Origin of the sequence: Ensifer sp. PDNC004, from assembly GCF_016919405.1 — a bacterium.
In the GTDB taxonomy this organism is placed as follows: domain Bacteria; phylum Pseudomonadota; class Alphaproteobacteria; order Rhizobiales; family Rhizobiaceae; genus Ensifer.
The window spans coordinates 648,887-670,514 of record NZ_CP070353.1 but is presented as its reverse complement, the minus strand read 5'-3'; the positions used below and the strand labels follow the sequence as shown (position 1 = coordinate 670,514).

19 protein-coding genes are annotated in these 21,628 nt (G+C 63.4%); 7 read left to right on the top strand and 12 right to left on the bottom strand.

Features of this window, described 5'->3' with window-relative positions; genetic code table 11:
- Window positions 1-7: 7 nt before the first annotated feature.
- The 7 genes from JVX98_RS11250 to JVX98_RS11220 form a co-directional block, all read right to left on the bottom strand.
- The gene (locus JVX98_RS11250; RefSeq protein WP_205238636.1) at window positions 8-769 is read right to left on the bottom strand and encodes a sugar phosphate isomerase/epimerase; all 762 of its coding nucleotides are present in this window, start codon (window positions 767-769) and stop codon (window positions 8-10) included.
- Between the two features lie 70 nt (window positions 770-839).
- Complete coding sequence (locus tag JVX98_RS11245; RefSeq protein WP_205238635.1) at window positions 840-1,529, bottom strand: D-lyxose/D-mannose family sugar isomerase; 690 nt, start codon at window positions 1,527-1,529, stop codon at window positions 840-842.
- A gap of 5 nt (window positions 1,530-1,534) precedes the next feature.
- Entirely contained in the window at window positions 1,535-4,009 is a 2,475-nt protein-coding gene (locus tag JVX98_RS11240; RefSeq protein WP_205238634.1) for a glycoside hydrolase family 2 protein, read from the bottom strand.
- A gap of 91 nt (window positions 4,010-4,100) precedes the next feature.
- Window positions 4,101-5,195, bottom strand: coding sequence for an ABC transporter ATP-binding protein (locus JVX98_RS11235; RefSeq protein WP_192446350.1), 1,095 nt, complete (start codon window positions 5,193-5,195; stop codon window positions 4,101-4,103).
- A 4-nt stretch (window positions 5,196-5,199) separates the two neighbouring features.
- On the bottom strand, window positions 5,200-6,150 hold the full coding sequence (locus JVX98_RS11230; RefSeq protein ID WP_205238633.1) for a carbohydrate ABC transporter permease: 951 nt from the start codon (window positions 6,148-6,150) through the stop codon (window positions 5,200-5,202).
- Window positions 6,143-7,051 (bottom strand): carbohydrate ABC transporter permease, encoded by a 909-nt coding sequence (locus JVX98_RS11225; protein ID WP_192446352.1) that lies wholly within the window; start codon window positions 7,049-7,051, stop codon window positions 6,143-6,145. The genes JVX98_RS11230 and JVX98_RS11225 overlap by 8 nt, the downstream gene beginning before the upstream one ends.
- Window positions 7,052-7,246: 195 nt before the next feature.
- Window positions 7,247-8,482 carry an ABC transporter substrate-binding protein gene (locus JVX98_RS11220; RefSeq protein WP_192446353.1) on the bottom strand — a complete coding sequence of 412 codons (1,236 nt, stop codon included), beginning with the start codon at window positions 8,480-8,482 and terminating at the stop codon, window positions 7,247-7,249.
- A 188-nt stretch (window positions 8,483-8,670) separates the two neighbouring features.
- Here JVX98_RS11220 and JVX98_RS11215 point away from each other — a divergent pair, with 188 nt between their 5' ends.
- The 5 genes from JVX98_RS11215 to JVX98_RS11195 all read left to right on the top strand — a co-directional run bounded on the left by JVX98_RS11215 (window position 8,671) and on the right by JVX98_RS11195 (window position 12,850).
- On the top strand, window positions 8,671-8,868 hold the full coding sequence (locus JVX98_RS11215; RefSeq protein ID WP_205238632.1) for a hypothetical protein: 198 nt from the start codon (window positions 8,671-8,673) through the stop codon (window positions 8,866-8,868).
- Between the two features lie 134 nt (window positions 8,869-9,002).
- Window positions 9,003-10,058 carry a LacI family transcriptional regulator gene (locus tag JVX98_RS11210; protein ID WP_205238631.1) on the top strand — a complete coding sequence of 352 codons (1,056 nt, stop codon included), beginning with the start codon at window positions 9,003-9,005 and terminating at the stop codon, window positions 10,056-10,058.
- Between the two features lie 112 nt (window positions 10,059-10,170).
- Window positions 10,171-11,793 (top strand): ABC-F family ATP-binding cassette domain-containing protein, encoded by a 1,623-nt coding sequence (locus tag JVX98_RS11205; protein WP_205238630.1) that lies wholly within the window; start codon window positions 10,171-10,173, stop codon window positions 11,791-11,793.
- Window positions 11,794-12,128: 335 nt separating this feature from the next.
- On the top strand, window positions 12,129-12,482 hold the full coding sequence (locus JVX98_RS11200; protein WP_192446356.1) for a hypothetical protein: 354 nt from the start codon (window positions 12,129-12,131) through the stop codon (window positions 12,480-12,482).
- Between the two features lie 170 nt (window positions 12,483-12,652).
- Window positions 12,653-12,850: a hypothetical protein gene (locus JVX98_RS11195; RefSeq protein ID WP_205238629.1), complete on the top strand. Its 198-nt coding sequence runs from the start codon at window positions 12,653-12,655 to the stop codon at window positions 12,848-12,850.
- An 82-nt stretch (window positions 12,851-12,932) separates the two neighbouring features.
- Here the strand turns inward: JVX98_RS11195 and gndA are convergent, their stop codons facing one another.
- The 5 genes from gndA to ccoG all read right to left on the bottom strand — a co-directional run bounded on the left by gndA (window position 12,933) and on the right by ccoG (window position 19,066).
- Window positions 12,933-14,363, bottom strand: coding sequence for an NADP-dependent phosphogluconate dehydrogenase (gndA, locus tag JVX98_RS11190; protein ID WP_192446358.1), 1,431 nt, complete (start codon window positions 14,361-14,363; stop codon window positions 12,933-12,935).
- A gap of 179 nt (window positions 14,364-14,542) precedes the next feature.
- Entirely contained in the window at window positions 14,543-14,701 is a 159-nt protein-coding gene (ccoS, locus tag JVX98_RS11185) for a cbb3-type cytochrome oxidase assembly protein CcoS (protein WP_043615060.1), read from the bottom strand.
- The gene (locus JVX98_RS11180; RefSeq protein ID WP_205238628.1) at window positions 14,698-16,986 is read right to left on the bottom strand and encodes a cation-translocating P-type ATPase; all 2,289 of its coding nucleotides are present in this window, start codon (window positions 16,984-16,986) and stop codon (window positions 14,698-14,700) included. The genes ccoS and JVX98_RS11180 overlap by 4 nt, the downstream gene beginning before the upstream one ends.
- Window positions 16,983-17,495 (bottom strand): FixH family protein, encoded by a 513-nt coding sequence (locus tag JVX98_RS11175; protein ID WP_205238627.1) that lies wholly within the window; start codon window positions 17,493-17,495, stop codon window positions 16,983-16,985. The genes JVX98_RS11180 and JVX98_RS11175 overlap by 4 nt, the downstream gene beginning before the upstream one ends.
- Entirely contained in the window at window positions 17,492-19,066 is a 1,575-nt protein-coding gene (gene ccoG, locus JVX98_RS11170) for a cytochrome c oxidase accessory protein CcoG (protein WP_043615050.1), read from the bottom strand. Before ccoG ends, JVX98_RS11175 begins: the two co-directional genes overlap by 4 nt.
- 225 nt (window positions 19,067-19,291) lie before the next feature.
- Here ccoG and JVX98_RS11165 point away from each other — a divergent pair, with 225 nt between their 5' ends.
- Together JVX98_RS11165 and JVX98_RS11160 are read left to right on the top strand one after the other, a co-directional pair.
- Window positions 19,292-20,770 carry a sodium:alanine symporter family protein gene (locus JVX98_RS11165; RefSeq protein ID WP_192446361.1) on the top strand — a complete coding sequence of 493 codons (1,479 nt, stop codon included), beginning with the start codon at window positions 19,292-19,294 and terminating at the stop codon, window positions 20,768-20,770.
- Entirely contained in the window at window positions 20,746-21,576 is an 831-nt protein-coding gene (locus JVX98_RS11160) for a helix-turn-helix domain-containing protein (protein WP_205238626.1), read from the top strand. Before JVX98_RS11165 ends, JVX98_RS11160 begins: the two co-directional genes overlap by 25 nt.
- The last annotated feature ends 52 nt before the right edge of the window (window positions 21,577-21,628 follow it).

Here is a 21,628-nt window from a genome sequence, read left to right as displayed (position 1 = left end):
CTGCTTCTCAATAGGATTGAATGGAGGCGAGCGAACGCTTGGCGAAGCGTTTGAAATCGCTCGGATTGTCGTGCTCGGCGATGAAATAGCGCGCCTTGGTCCCCGAGAGCGCCTGGAACAGGCCCTTCCAGTCGACGGTGCCCTCGCCGACATCGGCCCAGCCGTCCTCGTCCTTCTTCTCGCCCGAAGGCGCGATGTCCTTCACGTGCACGGCGGTGATGCGGTTGCCGTACTTCTTGATCCAGGCGATCGGGTCGGCACCGCCGCGGATGATCCAGGCGACATCGGCTTCCCACGAGAGATCCGGTCCGCCCTCAAAGATCAGGTCCTGCGGGATGCTGCCGTCAGGCAGGGCAAGGAACTCGAAGTCGTGGTTGTGCCAGCCGAAGATCAGCCCGGCGTCGCGATAGGGCTTGCCGGCCTTCTGCAGCCGCTCGCCGAAGGCACGCCAGCCGGCGGCATCGGTCGGGCGCTGGTCGGGCATCAGGTAGGGGCAATAGATCGCCTTGATGCCGAGCGCTTTGGCGATTTCGAGCACGCGGGCCGGATCGCTCTCGAGCATGTCGAGACCGAAATGGGCGGTCGGCATGGCAAGGCCGTTCTCGTCGAGACCTTCCTTGAAGCTCGCGATCTCCGCGTCGCTGAGCGCCGCATAGAGCGCGCCATAGCCTTCGACCTGGCTGTAGCCGGCATCGCCGAGCGCCTTCAGCACATTGGCGAAAGGCGGGAAATTGCGGGCGCTATAGAGCTGGAAACTGACGTCCTTCATGAAATCCTCCTCGATTTCGTCTTGGGTCCTTGGGGGGCTAAGGGGGCTTGGGATTGTCGGGTCCTGGGGATCACTTGAGCCAGGTGTCGTAGTCCGACACCAAGAGGTGGGTTGGGCTTGCGTCCTCCTCGATCGCCGAGAAGCGACCGACAGGCTCGCGGAAGTAGTTGTCGGTGAGATCGTCGTTGACGGTCGAGACTTCGCCCATCAGCACGTCGGCGCCTTCCGCCCAGAAGGCGTGCCAGTTGCCGGGCAGCAGCGTGACGCTTTCACCAGCCTTCAGCTTCAGGAGGTCGCCGGCTTTGAGCGTGCGCAGGCGCGCATCGGTGGCGACAACCACGTCGCTCTCTTCGTCGACCGAGCCGTCGGGCTTGGAGTTGTACATCTGCAGCACCAGCGCGCCGCCGCCACGGTTGATGATATCCTCGGTCTTGACCGCATGACGATGCAGCGGATTGACCTGATCCTTGGCGGTGATCATCAGCTTTTCGGCATAGACCATGCCCTGCCCGGTGGTCAGGTTCGCGGCATTGCCGTTGCGCAGGGTGAAGAGCACGAGGCCCAACTGGTCGAAGCGGCCCTTGCCATAGTCGGTGATGTCCCAGCCAAGCCGGGCGTCGAAGATCGTCGGGCTGTCGGACCGGACACGCACCTTAAGCTGCTCCGGCGACCAGTAGGCAAAGGGCGGCAGGGTGAAGCCGAAGCTCTTCATGAAGGCATCGCTTTCGGCGATGATGTCGTTGACGTGGCTGCGTTTCATGGCGGTCAGCCCTTTCCCTGGCAGGATTCGAGATCGAAGGCGACAAAGCGCGGACGCTCACCCGCGCCAAGCGGCACCTTCGGGGTGAAGCGGATGACCTTGGTCTCGCCGGCCAGGAGGTCGAACGCGTTGTCGGAATAGCGCCCGGCGACATCCGCCTCGATCATCACATGCAGCGCCAGGCCGCTCGCCTTGACCGTGACATCAAAGGCGCCCTCGCCCGCAGGCGCCACGTCGAGCGTCAGGCCGGAGGGCTTGAGGTCCAGCGCCTTGTAGGTGCCGTTGACGTGGTGCCCCTCGCCCCGCATGCCGTTCGATGCCTCGAAAGACCAGAACAGCAGGTCGCCTTCCGGAATGTCGAAAGCTGCAAGCGTCGCCAGCGTTGCCGCCCGGTCCGGGCTGCAGGTGCCGGCGACAGCCGCGAGCGGCGTGCGCTGGCCGTCGAGCGAAACGAGGAAGGTCTGCAGCTCGACGGTCACGGGCTCAGCGGTGTCGTTGACCATCGAGAAAGCGATCTCCTTGCCGTCAGCCGACGGGATGGCCGCGACCGAGACCGGCTGGAAGAAGCGCCGCACCATGTAGTGCATCGCCTTCCAGCTGCCGCCATAGTCGAGGCTCGACCAGGAGGCGACCGGCCAGGTGTCGTTGAGCTGCCAGTAGAGCGTGCCCATGCAATGGGGCTTCAGCGAGCGCCAGTAGTCGACGGCGGTTTTGATCGCCAGTCCCTGCTGGATCTGGCTCAGGTAGACGAAGCTCGGGAAATCCTTGGGGAAGCGGAAGTAACGGAACATCGTGCCGGCGATGCGCTCGTTGCCGCCGACATTCTTCTGGTGGCTCTCGATGACAGGCGACGCGATGTTGAGATCCTTCTCGGCCGCGAACTGCCGAATGACCGGCATCGACGTATAGGACTGGAAGCCGAACTCCGAGCAGAAGCGTGGACGCACGCTGCGATAATTGTCGAACGACTTGTTCTCGTGCCAGACCGACCAGTAGTGCATGTCGCCGGAGCCATCGGCGTGCCAGGCGTCGCCGAAGTCGAGATAGCCGGACGCCGGGCTCGACGGCCACCAGATCGCCTCGGGCAGTGCCGCCTTCAGCGCCACCTCGATGGTGCGGTTCAGCCGGTCATAGGAGACGAGATAGCGGTCGCGATCCTTGCGCGGCTCGTCGAACCAGGTGAGCGCGCCGACAAGCTCGTTGTCACCGCACCAGACAGCGATCGATGGATGCGACGACAGGCGCTTGGCCTGATAGTCCACTTCGGCCGCAACGTTCTCCAGGAAATCCGGCGTCGAGGGATAGAGGTTGCAGGCGAACATGAAGTCCTGCCAGACCATGAGCCCGAGACGGTCGCAGAGATCGTAGAACCAGTCCGGCTCGTAGAAGCCGCCGCCCCAGACGCGGATCATGTTCATGTTGGCATCGACCGCCGAGGTCAAAAGATCCTCGACGCCGTCGCGCGTTACCCGCGACGCCAGCGCATCGGCCGGGATCCAGTTGGCGCCCTTGCAGAAGATTTCGCGGCCGTTGACGCGGAAGGCAAAGCGGCTGCCGGCCTCGTCCTTGTCGGTCAGAAGCTCGATGGTGCGCAAACCGATCTGGCGCGTTACCTGCTCTTGCGGCACCTCGACCGTCAGCTTCGAGAGATCTTGTTCGCCGCTACCGGCCGGCCACCAGAGCTTGGGTTCGCTCACAGTGAAGACATGGGTGATGCGTGTCTCGCCCTTGCCGACGGCGCAGTCCAGTCGTTCGCGGTCCTCGTCGAGCGAGAAATGCACTGGCACGATGCCCGGCCCATCGGCAAAGAGCGTCAGCGTCACCACGAGATCGACGCTGCCGTCCTCGAGCCAGACCTGCCGGGTCGTCACATGCTCGATGCGGGCGATCTCCAGCCGGCGCAGCGAAATCTCGCCGTAGACGCCGAGCGGCGCGATCGCGAGGTTCCAGTCCCAGCCGAAATGGCACTGGGGCTTGCGCAGCATGTTGCCGTTGGCGATCGGCGAATTGCCGGGATGATAGGGCACGTAGAAGGGCTGCTCCGCCTGACGGCGCGCGCCCTCTGATATCGAGGAATGCAGCACGATGCGAATGCGGTTTTCGCCGGCGACGAGTGCCTTCGAAACGTCAGGCCGATAGCGGCGGAAGCAGTTCTCGGCTTCGAGCACCGGCTTGTCGTTGACGAAGACGGACGCGACCGTGTCGAGGCATTCTAGGTCGAGATACCAATGGCCAGCGAGGTCCGCAGCCGCGACCGACACCGTGCGCTCGATTACCCAGTCCTTGTGCGCCACCCACTGCACGTCGTTCTCGTTGCGGCCGACATAGGGATCGTCGATCACGCCGGCCTTCTGCAATGCCGAGTGCACGTCGCCCGGCAGCGCGATCGCCAGCGTGTGGCTGTTGTCGACGGAGGAGAGCTGCCAATCCCCCGCAAGGTCGAGGCGGATGGCTGTGCGGGTGTAGTCCTCAGAGAGCATTGTCGTATTCCATGGGGTCGACCGGCTGTGCCGGCACAGTCATTGTCGGGATGGGCCGGGTGGCAGTTCCGCCCGGTGCCATCTCCATTGTTTAAAGGCGATTCTCGCTCGTTGCATCGAAGATCGAGGCAACGCCCATGTCGAAGGATAGCGTGACCGCGGTGCCCGGGGCATAGCGCCGTTGGCCGGCGATGCGCACCGACATCGATTGCCCGGCGAGCTTCAGCCAAAGCAGATTGTCGGCGCCCATCGGTTCCTCGATATCGACCACCGCCCGGTGCGAGGCCGCAGCACCGCTTGCTGCCTCGTCGACGCGTACGTGTTCAGGCCTGAGGCCAAGAACGACTTTCTGCCCATGCACGAAGGGTGCGCGCGACGGATAGGCCGACACGTCGAAATCGACGCCGTTGACGTGCACATAGGCGCGCTGGTCGCGCAGCTGCAGCTCGCCACGGAAGAAGTTCATCGACGGCGAGCCGATGAAGCCGGCGACGAACAGGTTTTCCGGGGCGTTGTAGATCGTCATCGGATCGGCAAGCTGCTGGATCACGCCGCTCTTCATGACCGCAATGCGATCGGCCAGCGTCAACGCCTCGATCTGGTCGTGGGTGACGTAGATCATCGTGTTCTTCAGCGACTGGTGCAGCCGCTTGATCTCGACGCGCAGTTCCGAACGCAGCTTGGCGTCGAGGTTGGAGAGCGGCTCGTCGAACAGGAACACGTCGACATCGCGCACCAGCGCCCGGCCGATCGCAACGCGCTGGCGCTGGCCGCCCGAAAGTTCCGAAGGCTTGCGCTTCAGGAGCGGCTGGATCTGCAGGATTTCGGCGGCGCGGCTGACGCGCTTGTCGATCTCCTCCTTCGGAACCTTGGCGACCTGCAGGCCGAAGGAGAGGTTCTTTTCCACCGACATCTGCGGATAGAGCGCGTAGGACTGGAACACCATGCCGATGCCGCGGTCCTTCGGTTCTTCCCAGGTGACGTTCTTGTTCTTGATGAAGATCTGCCCGTCGCTGACGTCGAGCAGCCCTGCGATGCAGTTGAGCAAGGTCGACTTGCCGCAGCCCGACGACCCCAAGAGCACCAGGAACTCGCCGTCCTTGATGTCGAGGTTGAGCGTGTCGAGCACAGTGACGGCACCGAAGCTCAACGACAGGTCTTTGACCGATACGCTGACGTTTTGCATGTTGTTACCCTTTCACTGCGCCGGCGGCGATACCGCGGACAAAAAGCCGTCCGGAGACGAAGTAGACGAAGAGCGGAACCGCCCCGGTCAGGATCGTCGCCGCCATGTTGACGTTGTATTCCTTCACGCCCTGGACCGAATTGACGATGTTGTTGAGCTGAACCGTCATCGGGTAATATTCCGGGCGGGTGAAGACGACGCCGAACAGGAAGTCGTTCCAGATGCCGGTGACCTGCAGGATCATCGCCACGACGAAGATCGGCAGCGACATCGGCAGCATGATCTTGAAGTAGATTGTCCAGAACCCGGCACCATCGACGCGCGCGGCCTTGAACAGTTCCTCCGGCAGACCGGCGAAATAGTTGCGGAAGAGTAGCGTCAGGATCGGCATGCCGAAGATGGTGTGCACGATGATGAGGCCGGTCAGCGTGCCATAGATGCCCAGTTCCCGGAGCACGATGACGATCGGATAGATCATCACCTGATAGGGGATGAAGGCGCCGACGATCAGGATGGTGAAGAACAGCTCCGCACCCTTGAAGCGCCAGTTGGCAAGCGCATAGCCGTTGACCGAGGCGATCGCGATCGAGACGATCGTCGAGGGAACGGTGATGCGCACCGAGTTCCAGAAGCCACGCGAAAGCCCGTCGCAGTTGAGCCCCGTGCAGGCGCTGGCCCAGGCCTTGACCCAGGGCTCGAAGGTGATTTCGACCGGCGGGGCAAAGATGTTGCCGAGCCGGATTTCCGGCATGCCCTTGAGCGAAGTCATGACCATCACGTAGAGCGGCAGCAGGTAGTAGAGCGCGACGACGATCAACGTGCCGTAGATCATGATGTTGCGGCCGGAAAGCGCCCGGCGGGGCTTGGCGCCGCGGGGACCGGCGAGGACACGCGCGGCCTGCGCCTTGGGTGCGGCTTCTTCCGCCACAGAATTGAAAGCAACGATATCAGACACGCTTGCGCCCTCCCCCGAATTCCAGATAGGCCCAAGGCACGATGATGATGGCGACGGTGATGAGCATCATGGTCGAGGCGGCGAAGCCCTGGCCGAGGTTCTGAGCCTGGAACATGTAGTCGTAGACGTATTTTGCCGGCACTTCCGACGCGATGCCCGGGCCGCCGCTCGTCTGCGCCACCACCAGGTCGTAGACCTTGACGATGCCGCTCGCGATGATCACCAGCGTGGTGATGAAGACGCCGCGCATCATCGGGATGACGACGAAGATATAGGTCTTCCACATCGGAATGCCGTCGACGCGCGCGGCCTTCCAGATGTCCTCGTCGATGCCGCGAAGCCCCGCAAGCATCAGGCACATGACGAGCCCGGTGCCCTGCCAGAGGGCTGCGATCAGGATGCCGTAGATGACGATGTCGGCATTATAGAGCGGGTCGAAGGTGAAGCTTTCCCAGCCGAGCGAGCGCACCACCGACTGGATGCCGAATTCCGGATTGAGCAGCCATTGCCACACCAGGCCCGTCACGATGAAGGACAGGGCAAAGGGATAGAGCATGATGGTGCGGAAGGTGTTTTCGAAGCGGATCTTCTGGTCCATCAATGCGGCCAGCACGAAGCCGATCACCAGGCTGAAGATCAGCGAAAAGATGCCGTAGATCGCGAGATTCTGCACCGAAATCAGCCAGCGCGGTGCCGCCCACAGGCGCTCATACTGGTCGAGGCCGACAAAGGACAGCCGCGGCAACAGCTTGGAATTGGTGAAGGAATAGACGACCGTCCAGATCGTACCGCCGAGGAAAATGACCACGGCCGTCAGGATCATCGGGACGGAGGCAATCTTCGCGTTCAGGTTCCGCAGCCACTGGTTCGGTCGGCCCGAACCCTGAGTGTAGCCTGCCATGTTTTGTTCCTCCGGAACTGCAATGGGTTTCGGACGATGGGCAGCGCCAATTGCGCCTTGCCTCATCAGGGCGACAACCACTCCCAAGGGCCCGCGAACGCGATCACGCGCGGACTGCCGGCACGGTCACGCCACGCCGAATGGGAGGCTTTGACCGGCCTCTTTTGAAAGCAAGGCCGGTCAAGGCAGTTGCGGTTACTCCGCCGCGGCGATGATGTCGGCGAAGCGCTTCTGCGCGTCTTCCGGCGTGATCGACGGGTTGGCGAAGAATTCGGAGAACAGGTCCTCCTTCTGCTTCTGGCTGTCGGCCGAAAGCAGCTGGTCGGTGCCCTGGATCACGTTGCCCTTGGCAAGAATGTCCAGGCCCTTCTTCATGCAGTCGTTGGCAGCCGCAAGATCGACGTCACCGCGCACCGGCAGCGAGCCTTTCTTGAGGTTGAAGGCCACCTGCGTCTTCGGATCGAGCAGCGTCGAGGCAAGCGCCTCCTGGGCCTTCGACTTCTCCTCATCCTTCAGCAGCGGGAAGTAGAAGGCATCGCCACCGGTCGAGATGATCTCGTTGACACCGAGACCGGGCAAGCAGGTGTAGTCGGTTCCGGCCTTCTGGCCGGCAAGCGCGAATTCGCCTTGCGCCCAGTCACCCATGATCTGGCCGCCGGCCTTGCCGGTAATCACCATGTTGGTCGCCTGGTTCCAGTCCTGGACATTGGTACCCTTCGACATGCGGCGGGCGTCGTCGGCAGCCTTGAAGACCTTGGCGATCTCGGGGCCCGCGGCCACTTCCTCATCCTTGTCACCGAAGACCTTCTGGAAGGTATCCTTGCCGGCAATCGCCACCATCAGCACGTCGAAGGCGCCGGCTGCCTGCCACGGCTGACCGCCGACGGCGAGCGGCACGATGCCTGCCTTTTCGAGCGCCGGTGCGGCGGCAACGAATTCGTCCCAGTTCTTCGGAACCTCGACGCCGGCCGTCTTGAAGGCGGCATTCGACAGCCACAGCCACTGCCAGGAGTGGATGTTGACCGGGGCGCAATAGATCTTGCCGTCGATCGTGCAGGAATCGAGCAGGCTCGCCGGCTTGATGATGTCCTTCCAGTGCTCGCGGGTCGCAACATCGGTGAGATCACGCATCAGCCCGGCCTGGACCAGCTCCTCCGCCTGACGGCCGTGGTTGAACTGCGTGGCGCCCATCGGGTCGCCACCGGTGATGCGGCTGATCATGATCGGACGGGCGGTGCCGCCGGAACCGGCGATCGCGCCGTCTACCCAGTGATTGCCCGTCGCATCGAAAGCCTTGGCAAGTTCGGCGACTGCGGCGGCTTCACCGCCTGATGTCCACCAATGCGTGACTTCGAGATCGGCGGCGCTGGCCGCACCAAGCGGTAGAGCCACGGCGGTTGCCAGCATGGCGGCGAAAGAACGTAATTTCATGAGTCTCCTCCCTCACTGTAACGTTACCGTAAAAAACTTAGTGCAATCGATTACAGGACGCAACACCCACCACAATCGATTTAAACAGAATCTTAAAAAACACCTATTGCGTGCAGATGACAGCGGCATTCCAAAGCGCTTTGCACCCCCTGCCAGCCCATTAGCGGCCAACGGGAAATCCCTATAGCATGCTGAAATTCATGTATTTTCAGCAAGAAAGGCACCCCATCGCCGGGATCGTCATTTCGCACGTGCAAAAATCACGTGTCGAAGGCTCTGATTCAACCTGCCCGCTCCATCTTTCGCAGCGCAGCAACGAAAACGCTCGACATCGCAACTGTATCGTTACAGATTTGAAGCAAATTGATCCGTCCAAAGCAGCATAGCCGCCAATGACTTTTCGTATATAAGGCGAGGAAGTGACAGGGCGACGGCGCGGCGGACGGGACTGAACCGACGCGTTTCGCTGCCGGGTGGGCAAACCGGCGGCGTGCGGCAAGAGAGTGGGCGGGTGACGGCGATGGACAACAAGACGAAAAACAGGCCGCAGTCACTGCCGGATGGGGCCCGGCCGACGTTGAAGACGATCGCCTTCATGACCGGGCTCGGCATCACCACTGTTTCGCGAGCATTGAAGGACGCGCCCGATATCGGCGCCGAAACCAAGGAGCGCGTCCGCCTCGTCGCCAAGCAGATCGGCTATCAGCCGAACCGCGCCGGCGTGCGTCTGCGCACCGGCAAGACCAATGTCATCAGCCTCGTCCTGACGCTGGAAGAAGAGATCATGGGCATCACCAGCCCGATGGTCGTCGGCATCACCGAGATCCTCGCCGGCACGCCCTATCACCTGGTCGTCACCCCCTATAGCGCCGTCAAGGACGCGATGGCGCCGATCCGCTATATCCTCGACACAGGCGCTGCCGATGGCGTGATCATCTCGCGCACCGAGCCGCACGACCCGCGCGTGGCGTTGCTCACCGAGCGCGGCCTGCCCTTCGTCACCCACGGCCGCACCGAGATGGGCATCGTGCATCCATATCACGACTTCGACAACGAGCGCTTCGCCTATGAGGCGGTGCGCAAGCTGGTGGCGCGCGGCCGGCGCAAGCTGGTGCTGCTCGAACCGCCGCCGCACCTCACCTTCTATTCGCACATGCGCGCCGGCTTCGAGCGTGGACTTCGCGACTTCCAGGCCGATGCGGTCGGCTTCCACCAGACCAACATCGACCATTCGCTGGTCGAGATCCGCGACGCCTTCGAGGTGCTGATGCGCTCGGACGATGCCCCCGACGGCATCGTCTCGGGCAGTGGCTCCGGCGCGATCGCGCTGATCGCGGGACTGGAGATGGCCAAGAAGAAGCTTGTCGAAGACTGCGACATGGTGTCGAAGTCCCCGAGCGACTTTCTGCGCTGGCTGCGCCCGGAAGTGATGACCATGTACGAGGATATCCGGATTGCCGGTCGCGAACTGGCAAAGGCGGTGATTGGCCATATCGACGGCCAGCCGCCGGAAACGCTGCAGAGCCTCAGCCAGCCGGAGTTCCAGCCGCCGATCTCGCGTGGTCTCAGGGCCTAGGAACGGCCGAAAACAGCCGTGAAGTCTTGCTTGTGACGCAGAAACCTGCGACAGGCCGGGGCAACAATTGGGCGCGTGCGCGCCCCGCTCCTCCCTTCAGGCTACCGCAGACATGATCCGTATCGAAAACATCAGCAAGCAGCTCAGCCACCGCATCCTCTTCATCGAAGCCTCCGCCGCGCTCAACCGCGGCGAAAGGGTCGGCCTTGTCGGCCCGAACGGCGCCGGCAAGTCCTCGCTCTTCCGCATGATCACCGGCGAGGAAACTCCGGACGAAGGCCAGGTCGCGGTCGATAAGGGTGTCACCATCGGTTACTTCAACCAGGACGTCGGCGAGATGTCCGGCAACAGCGCGGTTTCCGAAGTGATGAACGGTGCCGGGCCTGTCAGCGAAGTCGCCACCGAACTGCGCGAGCTCGAGGCCGCCATGGTCGATCCGGATCGCCTCGATGAAATGGACGCGATCATCGAGCGCTACGGCGAGGTGCAGGCACGCTACGAGGAGCTCGACGGCTACGCGCTCGAGGGCCGCGCCCGCGAAGTGCTGGCGGGCCTGAGCTTTTCCCAGGAGATGATGGATGGCGACGTCGGCAAGCTCTCGGGTGGCTGGAAGATGCGCGTGGCGCTCGCCCGCATTCTGCTGATGCGCCCCGACGTGATGCTGCTCGACGAACCGAGCAACCATCTCGATCTCGAAAGCCTGATCTGGCTCGAAGACTTCCTCAAGAACTACGACGGCGCGCTGATGATGACCTCGCACGACCGCGAGTTCATGAACCGCATCATCACCAAGATCATCGAGATCGACGGCGGCCAGCTCAATGCCTACTCGGGCGACTACGGCTTCTACGAGCAGCAGCGCGCCCAGAACGAGAAGCAGCAGCAGGCGCAGTTCGAACGCCAGCAGGCGATGCTCGCCAAGGAAATCAAGTTCATCGAGCGCTTCAAGGCGCGCGCCTCGCACGCCTCCCAGGTGCAGAGCCGGGTGAAGAAGCTCGAAAAGATAGACCGGGTCGAGCCGCCGAAGCGCCGCCAGACGGTCAACTTCGAATTCCGCCCGGCGCCGCGTTCCGGCGAAGACGTCATCAACATCAAGGGCGTGCACAAGAAATACGGCAGCCGCAGCATCTATGAAGGTCTCGACTTCATGGTGCGCCGCCGCGAGCGCTGGTGCATCATGGGCATCAATGGTGCCGGCAAGTCGACGCTTCTGAAGCTCGTCGCCGGTTCCACCGAGCCGGACGAGGGCAACGTCGCGCTCGGCGCCAGCGTCAAGATGGGTTACTTCGCCCAGCATGCGATGGACGTGCTCGATGGCGACCGCACGGTGCTGCAGCAGCTCGAAGACACCTTCCCGCAGGCGGGCCAGGCGCCGCTGCGCGCGCTCGCCGGCTGCTTCGGCTTTTCCGGCGACGATGTCGAGAAGAAGTGCCGGGTGCTTTCCGGCGGCGAGAAGGCGCGTCTCGTCATGGCGATCATGCTCTTCGACCCGCCGAATCTGCTTGTTCTCGACGAACCGACCAACCACCTCGACCTCGACACCAAGGAAATGCTGATCAAGGCGCTCGCGGACTACGAAGGCACGATGCTGTTCGTTTCGCACGACCGCCACTTCCTCGCAGCCCTTTCCAACCGTGTGCTGGAGCTGACGCCCGAGGGCATCCATCAGTATGGCGGTGGTTACACGGAATATGTCGAGCGGACCGGCCAGGAAGCGCCGGGTCTTCGCAGCTGAAGCAAAGCAAGCTGGGCGTCGCGCGCCGGCGCCCAGCATTTCGCAGTCACCGCCTTCCTCGGCGGGACCGAGGACCTGCAAGCAGAACCCAAACGCATAACGCGACCCTGCTCTAAATCGGTACTGAAAAAACTAGGTTCTTGTGGCGCTGCCGTGGCAACGCCCACCGATCCTAACTTATCGCGCCGTGAAATCGATGGGACTTTGGTCCGACTCTTGCTGCCAAAGGTCTGAGTGTCATTGCCGCGCCATGCACCGGTCACATATTGCACGGGCTGGGGCGCCATCGCAGCAAACAAAAAGCTGCCAATCACTTCAGACGGGTGATGTTCGGCATGACATCGAGAATTGCATGGAAAGACAGGCTGACTAACCGCGCGTGGGCCTTCCTGTCCAATCCCTTGACCATCGGCATCTATCTTGCGTTCGCCATGCTTTGCGCCTTCGTCGGCAGCGCAACGACCGGTGTCCCGGCCTATCTGCTTATGGCCATCGGCTTTCTGCTGGTGATCTTTGTCGATCCGCCAAAGAGGCTGGGTAGGCTGCGGCAACGGCGCCGCCGCTCGTCACCGGCAAACACGGTTGCGCCATTCCCACGTCGCACGGATGAGCGCGAAACGATGCGGGGTTCGCAGCGCCCTGGCGAACGCAGCCGAACCCGCGACGACCGCCACGCTTCTCGGCGCTAGCCGCGCCCGCCAGGGGTCTTTGGGACAACTGGCGTCACGCGGCGCACAAGCCTCAGCCCGCAACAATCGGCCCTTTCGGCCGTTTTCCGTCTGACGTACATTCCCATGAACGGACGCATGACGTCCACGGTGCAGCCAAGCCATCCAGCATGAGATGGCGATGAAAGCGCGTGGGCACGATGAAGACGAAACAGTACGTGCTGCAAATCTTTCGCGCCGCCTTCACCGATAGGCTGGTGCTGATCATCGTTGTGCTGATGATTGCCTCGCTTTTCGCCGTCCTGCCGATCAAGTCCTGTTCCAATCCCAGCGCTTCAGGCGGCGGGGGAACCACCGAACGATCTGTACCCGTCTCGATGACAGGCTAGCACCCCGTCCAGGCAAAACGAGGCCCAAACGAAAACGGGGCGACCCGAAGGCCGCCCCGCATTGATCTGTTTACCCGAACGGTCAGGCGTTGAGGCCGCTGCCCCACGGGCCATGATGGCTGTCGGCGCCGTCGACGCGGTCAAAGCCATGGGCGCCGAAGAAGTCGCGCTGCGCCTGGATGACGTTGGCCGTGCCGCGGCCGCGGCGATAGCTGTCGAAATAGCCGAGTGCCGAGGCAAGCGCCGGCACCGGCAGGCCGCCGAGAACGGCCGCCGAGACGACGCGGCGCAGTGCCCCGTCGGTGTCCTTGACCATGGCGGCAAAGGCCGGCGTGACGATCAGGTTGGCGGCGTCAGGCGCCTTGGTGAAGGCGGTGGTGATTTCGTCCAGGAACTGCGAACGGATGATGCAGCCGGCGCGCCAGATCTTGGCGATCGTCGGCATCGGCAGATTCCAGTCGAACTCCTTGGAAGCCGCCGACATCACGGCAAAGCCTTGCGCATAGGCGCCGATCTTGGCGGCAAGCAGCGCACTTTCGAGATCCTTGATGAAGGCCGCCTTGTCGGCCACCTTGAACTCGCCGACTGCGGGAAGGCCGAGGATCTTCTCGGCCGCTTCGCGCTCGTCCTTCATCGAGGAAATGCTGCGCGCGGCAACGGCAGCCTCGATGCCGGTTGCCGGCACACCCATGTTCTGCGCCTCGATCACCGACCACTTGCCGGTGCCCTTCTGGCCAGCCTTGTCGAGGATCAGGTCGACGATCGGCTTGCCGGTCAGGGGATCGGCAGCCTTCAGCACCTTCTCGGTGATCTCGATCAGGTAGGAATTGAGGCGTCCCTTGTTCCAGGTGCCGAAGACTTCGCCGATCTCGCTCGCCGACATCTTCAGGCCGTCGCGCAGGATGCCGTAGATTTCGGCGATCATCTGCATGTCGGCATATTCGATGCCGTTGTGGATGGTCTTGACGAAGTGGCCGGCGCCGTTTTCGCCGAGCCAGGCGACGCAGGGCACGTTGTCGTATTTGGCAGCGATCGAGGTCAGCACGCTCTCGACACGCTTCCAGGACTCTTCCGTTCCGCCGACCATGATCGACGGACCGTGGCGTGCACCTTCCTCGCCGCCGGAAACGCCCATGCCGATGAAGGTGAGGCCCGAATCCTTCAGCGCCTCGAAGCGACGCATCGTGTCGCGGAAGTTGGCGTTGCCGGCATCGATCATGATGTCGCCCTTGGCGAGGTACGGCTCAAGGATCTTCATCTGCTGGTCGACCGGCTCGCCTGCCTTGATCATGATGATGATCGGGCGCGGCGGGCGGATGGCGGCGACGAATTCTTCAATGGTGTCGCAGGGCACGATCTGGCCCTGGAGTTCGCCGGCTTCCGCGTAGAATTTGTGCGTGGCCTCGACGGTGCGGTTGAACACCGCGATCTTGTTGCCTTTTTCAGCGATGTTGAGCGCCAGGTTCGAGCCCATGACGCCGAGACCGATTAGGCCGATTTCCGCCTGTGACACGTGATTGTCTCCTTGGACAGAAGTGCCGGGCGCGATCGGGATAAGCGCGTCAGAGCCGGCTCTTCGAATTGAACTTCGCCCCGTCGCGCGGGGCTCTGTCGAAGGCCCGGGCGCGAGAAGCGACGGCGGAGGTTGTTTTGGCATTCAAATCGATTAAGGACAAGTGATTACTGCCGAAATCACTTCTTTTCGGGCTTGCCGTCGCCATCGTCCAGCACCCGCCAGGAGGCCCCTTCGAGGTCTTCGTACTGGCCGCTCTTCAACGCCCAGAGGAAGGCGACGAGGCCGATCCCACCGAGAAACAGCGCGATGGGAATGAGATAGATGAGCGTGTTCATGAGGCACTCCCGACCGGCCGCAGCGTGACGGCTGCCTTCTGTTCGGCTGCCGCCGTGACATTGCCGGTCGCCGCGCGCAGGCGCAAGGCATTGGCAACGACGATCACCGACGAGGTCGACATGGCAACCGCCGCGATCAGCGGCGTGGCATAGCCGAGGATCGCGATCGGCACGGCGATGACGTTGTAGCCGATCGCGAGCGCAAAGTTCTGGCGGATCAGCCGCCCGGCCCGGCGCGACGTATCGATCGCCATCGGCACGGCGTTCAGCCCCTGGTGCAGGAAGACGAAGTCCGCCGCCTGGCGCCCGACATCGGCCGCCGTTGCCGGCGCCATCGAGACGTGAGCCGCCCTGAGTGCCGGCGCGTCGTTGATGCCGTCGCCGACCATCAGCACCCGGTGGCCGCCCTCGGCAGCCGCCGCACATTCGTCGACCTTGCCGCGCGGCGTCAGTTCCGCCTTGTAGCGTTCGATGCCGATCCGGCGGGCGAGCGCCGCAACGACAGGCTCGCGGTCGCCGGAGAGAATGCCGGTCGACAGGCCGAGGCTTCCGAATTCCTCGATGCTTTCGCGGGCGAAGGGCCTCAGCCTATCCTCGAAGCGGAAGCAGGCGAGTTCGCGGCCGTCGAGCGACAGGATCACTTCCGACTGACCGGTCGCCTCGCCGGCATCGCCACAGGCAAAGGCGCGGCTGCCGAGCCGGTAGACACCAGCGTCGGTCTGCGCCGAGATGCCGGCACCGGGGATTTCGCGGATGTCGCCGTTGACGACGGGCGCGAGCGCCGCCGCATCATGAATGGCCATCGCCAGCGGATGGCGCGAATGCACCGCAAGCCCCGCCGCTGTCGCGAGAATCGAAGGTTGAATGTCCTGACCGTTGACGAGACGCGGCTCGCCCACCGTGAGCGTGCCCGTCTTGTCGAGCAGCACCGTATCGATCTCGGCAAGCCGCTCCATCGCCGAGCCGTCCTTGACCATGACGCCGTTCTGGAAGAGCCGACCGGCGGCAATCACCTGCACGACCGGCACCGCAAGCCCCAATGCGCAGGGGCAGGTGATGATCAGCACGGCGACCGCGACCAGCATCGCATGGTGGAAATCGCCATTGACGAACATCCAGCCGATGAAGCTCATGAGCGCCAGCAGATGCACCGCCGGCGAGTAATATTGCGCCGCGCGGTCGGCGATGCGGCGATAGCGCGCCCTGCCTCCTTCGGCGGCTTCCATCAGCCCCATGATCTCGGCAAGCAGCGAGTCGCGTGCCGCCGCCGTCGCTTCGATCGTCAGCGGTCCGGTAAGGTTCAGCGTTCCCGCCTCGACGGTGTCGCCGACCTTGACCGGCGCCGGCGCGCTCTCGCCGTTGACGATCGAGCGATCGAGATCGCTGGCGCCCAAGAGAATGCGGCCGTCGACGGGGATCCGCTCGCCGGCAGCGATGGCCAGCTTTTCGCCGGGCTTGATCTCGTCGACGGGACGATATTCGCGTCCGCCCTCAGCATCCACCACCATGGCGCCGCGCGGCGAGAGCCGCGCGAGGCCGCTGATCGCCGAGCGGGCGCGCCCGCGCATCATGTGGTCGAGCGTGCGGCCGATCAGCAGGAAGAAGAGCAGCATCACCGTGCCGTCGAACCAGGCATGGGTGCCGTGGGTGATCGTCTCGTAGAGAGAGATCGAATAGGAGAGCGTGATCGCGAGCGCGATCGGCACGTCCATGTTGGTGCGGCCGTGCTTCAACGCGTTCCAGGCGGACGCATAGAAGAAGCGTCCGGCATAGATCAGCGTCGGCGCGGCAATCAGCGCCGAGATCCAATGAAAGAGATCGCGGGTTGCCGCCTCCGCCCCCGACCAGACGGAGACCGAAAGCAGCATGATGTTGGCCGAGGCAAAACCCGAGACGGCAACGGCGCGCACCAGCTTCTTCAGCGTCTGGTCGCCGTCTTCCTCGCCCGGTGCGAAAAGATGGGTTTCGTAGCCGCGCGAGCGGATGGCCCGCGCCAGTTCTCGCGGATCGGTACGCGAGCCATTGACCTCTTCCTTCCAGACGATCGACACGCGCCGCGATGAAAGGTTCACGCGCGCCCGGTCGACCTCCGGCCGCGTCTTCAAGGCGCCTTCAAGCGTGGTGATGCAGGCGCCGCAATGAACGCCGGGAACGCTCAAATCCGTCTGGCGCAGGCCGCCGCCGAGCGCGCGGCTCATCAACCACAGCTCCTCCGTGGTCGGCAGTCCCTGCCCGGCCCTGTCTGTCTCCAGAGCCATTTCGGTTCCGGGGGCGCAGCAACTCATTGGGCGGCTCCCGGCACCATGAAGCGGATCGCCTGGCGATAGACGACGGTGTCGCCCGATGTCGCGGTGATGTCGGCGATCCACTGGCCGCGCTTCAACACGGTTGCGGCAACGAAGACGCCCTCGCCCTGATGCGCCATCTCGACCGTGACATCCTCATGCTCCTCGACCGGGCGCTTCAGCACGGCGACCACCTTGTCGGCAGTCATCTCGGGATTGCCCCGGCGCGTCAGCGTGTAGCGCAACGCCTCGTTTTCGACGCTGAGCTTGCCGTCGAGGCCATCGGCGACAAAGGCCTTCGCCTCCTTCACCTTGCCGTTGAACTGCTGGCTCGCGACATAGGTGTTCTGCACCACCAGCCCGCTCCAGCTGTTGCTGGCGTTCCAGGCCATGATCAAATTGACGGTGATGATGGTGCCGAAGAACAGCACCATGACGCCGAGCATGTGCCAGCCGGTGAAGGGCCGCGGTGCCTTTGCCTGTTTTGCCCCTGCCTGGTTGATTGTCATTTTGCGGCTCCCGGGCTGTTGAAGTTGGCCTTGTAGACGTCGCGCTCGTGGCTCGACGGATCCTCGACGATCAGGCTGAAACCGTCAGCCGCTTCGGTCAGCTTGTCCTTCGGCAGCGTTACGAACACCTTGACCGCCGTCACCTTGTCCGGATCGACACCGAGGGCAAAGGTGCGGCCGTCGCCCGGTGCCTGGCCGGCGATGCGCATGGTCGCCGAAGGCATGCCGTCGATGGCAAGCGTGATCGTGCGTTGTTCCGGGATCATGTTCAAGAGCTTGACCATGTAGCCGTTGCGTACCGAACCGTCGGATTCGACGACGAATTGCGGGTTGCGGTCGTGCAGCACGTTGAGCTCCAGCCGGTCGCGCGACAGAAGCGCATAGAGCAAGCCAATGCCGACGAGCGTCCAGACGCCGAGATAGACGAGCACGCGGGGGCGGAAGACGATCTTCCAGTTGAAGTGGCGCACCTTGTCGGAAAATGCGCCGTCGGCGTTGCGCACCCGGCCCGGATCAATCGCCGCCGTGCCGCCGTTGGTGGCAAGCGCCATGTTGGCGGCATAATCGTTGAGCGTCGCATAGGAGATCAGACCGCGCTCGCGCCCGAGCTTGTCCATGACGCCGTCGCAGGCATCGATGCAGAGCGCGCAGGTGATGCATTCGAGCTGCTGGCCGTCGCGAATGTCGATGCCCATCGGACAGACGACGACGCAGGCGTTGCAATCGACGCAATCGCCGACAGCCTCGCCGGCGGCAACCGCCTTCTTCTGGTGGCGGGAGCGCGGCTCGCCGCGCCAGTCGTTATAGGTCACGACAAGCGAATTCTCGTCAAGCATCGCCGCCTGGATGCGCGGCCACGGGCACATATAGGTGCAGACCTGCTCGCGCATCAGCCCGCCGAAGACATAGGTCGTCGCCGTGAGGATAGCGACGGTCATGTAGGCGACCATGGGCGCTTCCAGCGAAACGAAGCTTTTCAAAAGCGTCGGTGCATCGGCGAAATAGAAGATCCAGGCGCCGCCCGTGGCGATGCCAATCATGATCCAGATCGAGTGCTTCGACACCCGCTTGACGATCTTGTCGAACGTCCAGGGACCGGCATCGAGCTTCATGCGGGCATTGCGATCGCCTTCGATGTAGCGTTCGACCACCAGGAAGAGATCCACCCAGACCGTCTGCGGACAGGTATAGCCGCACCAGGCGCGGCCGACGGCCGACGTCACCAGGAACAGGCCGAAGCCGGCCATGACGAGCAGGCCCGCGACGAAGAAGAACTCCTGCGGCCAGATCTCGATGAAAAAGAAGTAGAAGCGCCGGGCGGCGATATCGACGAGCACCGCCTGATCCGGTGCATGCTCACCGCGATCCCAACGGATCCACGGCGTCAGATAATAGATGCCGAGCGTGACCAGCATCACCAGCCACTTGAAGCGGCGGAAACTGCCTTCGGCGCGCTTGGGGAAGATCTTCTTGCGCTTTTCGTAGAGCGGCTTGCGCACATGCGCCGCATTGACCGGTTCGGCCTCGTGACGTTCGACAGAGGCAGGATTTGCGGCGGATTGTGGGCTCATTTGTGGGAAATCCCCGGATATGTCATGTATTGCACCACGTTTTGCCTGATTTGGCCGCCGAAAACGTTGATCTGTGTCAAGTTTGCGGGCTAAAGCGCCTGCATGCGGCGAAAGGTCCGGGCATTCGCAAGATGCCTGGCTCAAGCGAAGTGAACGGCCTTTCCCATCCGATCCGCATTGCGGTTCGCCACGTCACCACACCTTGCAATACCAAAGAGGAACCGCATGGACACGATCATCGGCTTTCTGAACACGATCTTTTGGGGCTACGTGCTGATCTACGGCCTGCTCGCCGTCGGCATCTATTTTACGCTGCGCCTCGGCTTTCCGCAGATTGTGCATTTCGGCGAGATGTTCCGGGTCTTGAGCAGCGGCGGCTCGAAGGATGCGGCCGGCATCAGCCCGTTCCAGGCGCTGACCGTCAGCCTCGCCTCGCGCGTCGGCACCGGCAACCTCGCCGGCGTTGCCGTCGCGCTCTATCTCGGTGGTCCGGGTGCGACCTTCTGGATGTGGATGGTGGCGCTCGTCGGCATGGCAACGGCCTATGCGGAGAGCGCGCTGGCGCAGCTCTACAAGGTGCGCAACGAAAACGGCCAGTATCGGGGCGGTCCTGCCTTCTACATTGCCCGTGGTCTCAACGCGCCCTGGGCGGCAACGATCTTCTCCGTCTGCCTCATTCTGTCCTTCGGCCTCGTCTTCAACGCCGTGCAGGCCAACTCCATCGCTGATGCCGTCCAGGGCGCCTTCGGCGTGCCGAAGATCGCCGTCGGCATCGCGGTTGCGGCCATCTCCGGCATCGTCATCTTCGGCGGCATCCGGCAGATTGCCCGCGTCGCCGAAATCGTCGTGCCCTTCATGGCGATCGCCTATCTGCTGACGGCGATCTACGTGCTCGTCGTCAACGCGTCGATCGTGCCAAGCGTGCTGTGGACGATCATCTCCAGCGCCTTCGGCCTGCAGGAGGCGGCAGGCGGCGTTGCCGGCGGCGTCACGGCAGCGATGATGAACGGCGTCAAGCGCGGCCTCTTCTCCAACGAGGCCGGCATGGGCTCGGCCCCGAACATCGCGGCCGTCGCCACGCCCGTGCCGCATCACCCGGCATCGCAGGGCTTCGTGCAGTCGCTCGGCGTCTTCATCGATACCATCCTGATCTGCACCGCGACCTCGGTGATGATCCTGCTGTCGGGCACCTTGGAACCCGGCTCCGGCGTCACCGGCACGCAGCTGACGCAGGCGGCGATGAATGTGCATATCGGCTGGGCCGGTAGCTACTTCATCGCGGTCGCGATCTTCTTCTTCGCCTTCACCTCGATCATCGGCAACTATTCCTATGCGGAGAACGCGCTCACCTACCTGGGCGGTGCCAACCGCCTCGGCGTCACGATCATGCGCTGCGCGGTCCTTGCGATGGTCGTCTGGGGCGCGTCGGAAAGCATCACCACAGTGTTCGACGCCGCCGATGCATCCATGGGCTTGATGGCGACGATCAACCTCATTGCCATCGTGCTCCTCTCCGGTACCATTGCCAAACTGACGAAGGACTATTTCGCCCAGCGCCGGCAGGGCCTCGATCCGGTCTTCCATGCAGCCGACTATCCGGAACTGCAGGGCCAGATCGACGGCGAGATCTGGTCGCGCGAAGAGGCGATCGGAACCGGGCGAAGCTTGGAGGAAAAGGCATGGACGGCGCCCTCGGGCCGCTGACACAGACGAAGCTGCCTCCGCCAGAACCGACGCTGGCCAAACGGCGTGGCATCTATAAAGAGCATGCCGCGCCCGACGAACTTGGCCGCCATGTCGAATGCCTCTGGCGCCACCAATTGCTGGATGGGACGGCCGCACCCATCGCGGTCGTGCCCGACGGCTGCGTCGATATCCTCTGGTCCCGGCATGGCCTGGCAGTTGCCGGGCCCGATCGGGTAGCCGCCTTCCCGGTCTTTGCGCCCGGCACCGATATCATCGGCCTGCGGTTCCGCCCAGGCATCGCAGCCTCCTTCCTGCGCACATCGCTTTCGCAGATCCTCGGCGAGGTCGTTCCGCTCGATGCCTTCTGGGGCCGTGCCGCGCGCGAACTCGAAACCAGGATTGAGGACGCGCCCGATGCAGCCTGCCGCGCCGCGATGCTCGCGGAAGCGGTGCTTGAACGCCTGCCGGCCGTCTCGTCGCCACCGGGCGATATCGCCGCCACCCTCGCCCATCTGCGGCAGAGCCATGGCTCGTCCGACAACCCCATCCGCGCCCTCGCCGCCGCCACCGGCACGAGCGAAAGGACGCTGAGGCGCCGCTGCCACGAGCATTTCGGCTACGGCGCCAAGACGCTCGACCGCATCCTGCGCCTGCAGCGCTTCCTCGGGACATGCCAAAGGGAAACGTCGGCGGCGCTCGGCCTGCTCGCGCTCGACGCCGGCTATGCCGACCAGGCGCATCTGTCGCGCGAGGCCAGGGAACTCACCTCGCTCTCACCCGCCGAAATCCGCCGCCAGCTCGCAGCTGACCGGCAAGCAGCCTGACTGGCCGTTTCGTTCAAGACCGATCAGGCCGCCCATGCTACTCCTTCGCTCA

Excerpts from the sequence above, each read along its gene's own strand:
- JVX98_RS11220 (WP_192446353.1), bottom strand. The coding sequence starts at position 8,482 with ATGAAATTACGTTCTTTCGCCGCCATGCTGGCAACCGCCGTGGCTCTA.
- JVX98_RS11180 (WP_205238628.1), bottom strand. The coding sequence starts at position 16,986 with ATGAGTTGCTGCGCCCCCGGAACCGAAATGGCTCTGGAGACAGACAGG.
- JVX98_RS11205 (WP_205238630.1), top strand. The coding sequence starts at position 10,171 with ATGATCCGTATCGAAAACATCAGCAAGCAGCTCAGCCACCGCATCCTC.
- JVX98_RS11240 (WP_205238634.1), bottom strand. The coding sequence starts at position 4,009 with ATGCTCTCTGAGGACTACACCCGCACAGCCATCCGCCTCGACCTTGCG.
- JVX98_RS11160 (WP_205238626.1), top strand. The coding sequence starts at position 20,746 with ATGGACGGCGCCCTCGGGCCGCTGACACAGACGAAGCTGCCTCCGCCA.
- JVX98_RS11225 (WP_192446352.1), bottom strand. The coding sequence starts at position 7,051 with ATGGCAGGCTACACTCAGGGTTCGGGCCGACCGAACCAGTGGCTGCGG.
- JVX98_RS11250 (WP_205238636.1), bottom strand. The coding sequence starts at position 769 with ATGAAGGACGTCAGTTTCCAGCTCTATAGCGCCCGCAATTTCCCGCCT.
- JVX98_RS11210 (WP_205238631.1), top strand. The coding sequence starts at position 9,003 with ATGGACAACAAGACGAAAAACAGGCCGCAGTCACTGCCGGATGGGGCC.
- JVX98_RS11245 (WP_205238635.1), bottom strand. The coding sequence starts at position 1,529 with ATGAAACGCAGCCACGTCAACGACATCATCGCCGAAAGCGATGCCTTC.
- ccoS (WP_043615060.1), bottom strand. The coding sequence starts at position 14,701 with ATGAACACGCTCATCTATCTCATTCCCATCGCGCTGTTTCTCGGTGGG.
- JVX98_RS11175 (WP_205238627.1), bottom strand. The coding sequence starts at position 17,495 with ATGACAATCAACCAGGCAGGGGCAAAACAGGCAAAGGCACCGCGGCCC.
- JVX98_RS11165 (WP_192446361.1), top strand. The coding sequence starts at position 19,292 with ATGGACACGATCATCGGCTTTCTGAACACGATCTTTTGGGGCTACGTG.
- JVX98_RS11215 (WP_205238632.1), top strand. The coding sequence starts at position 8,671 with ATGCTGAAATTCATGTATTTTCAGCAAGAAAGGCACCCCATCGCCGGG.
- JVX98_RS11235 (WP_192446350.1), bottom strand. The coding sequence starts at position 5,195 with ATGCAAAACGTCAGCGTATCGGTCAAAGACCTGTCGTTGAGCTTCGGT.
- ccoG (WP_043615050.1), bottom strand. The coding sequence starts at position 19,066 with ATGAGCCCACAATCCGCCGCAAATCCTGCCTCTGTCGAACGTCACGAG.
- JVX98_RS11200 (WP_192446356.1), top strand. The coding sequence starts at position 12,129 with ATGACATCGAGAATTGCATGGAAAGACAGGCTGACTAACCGCGCGTGG.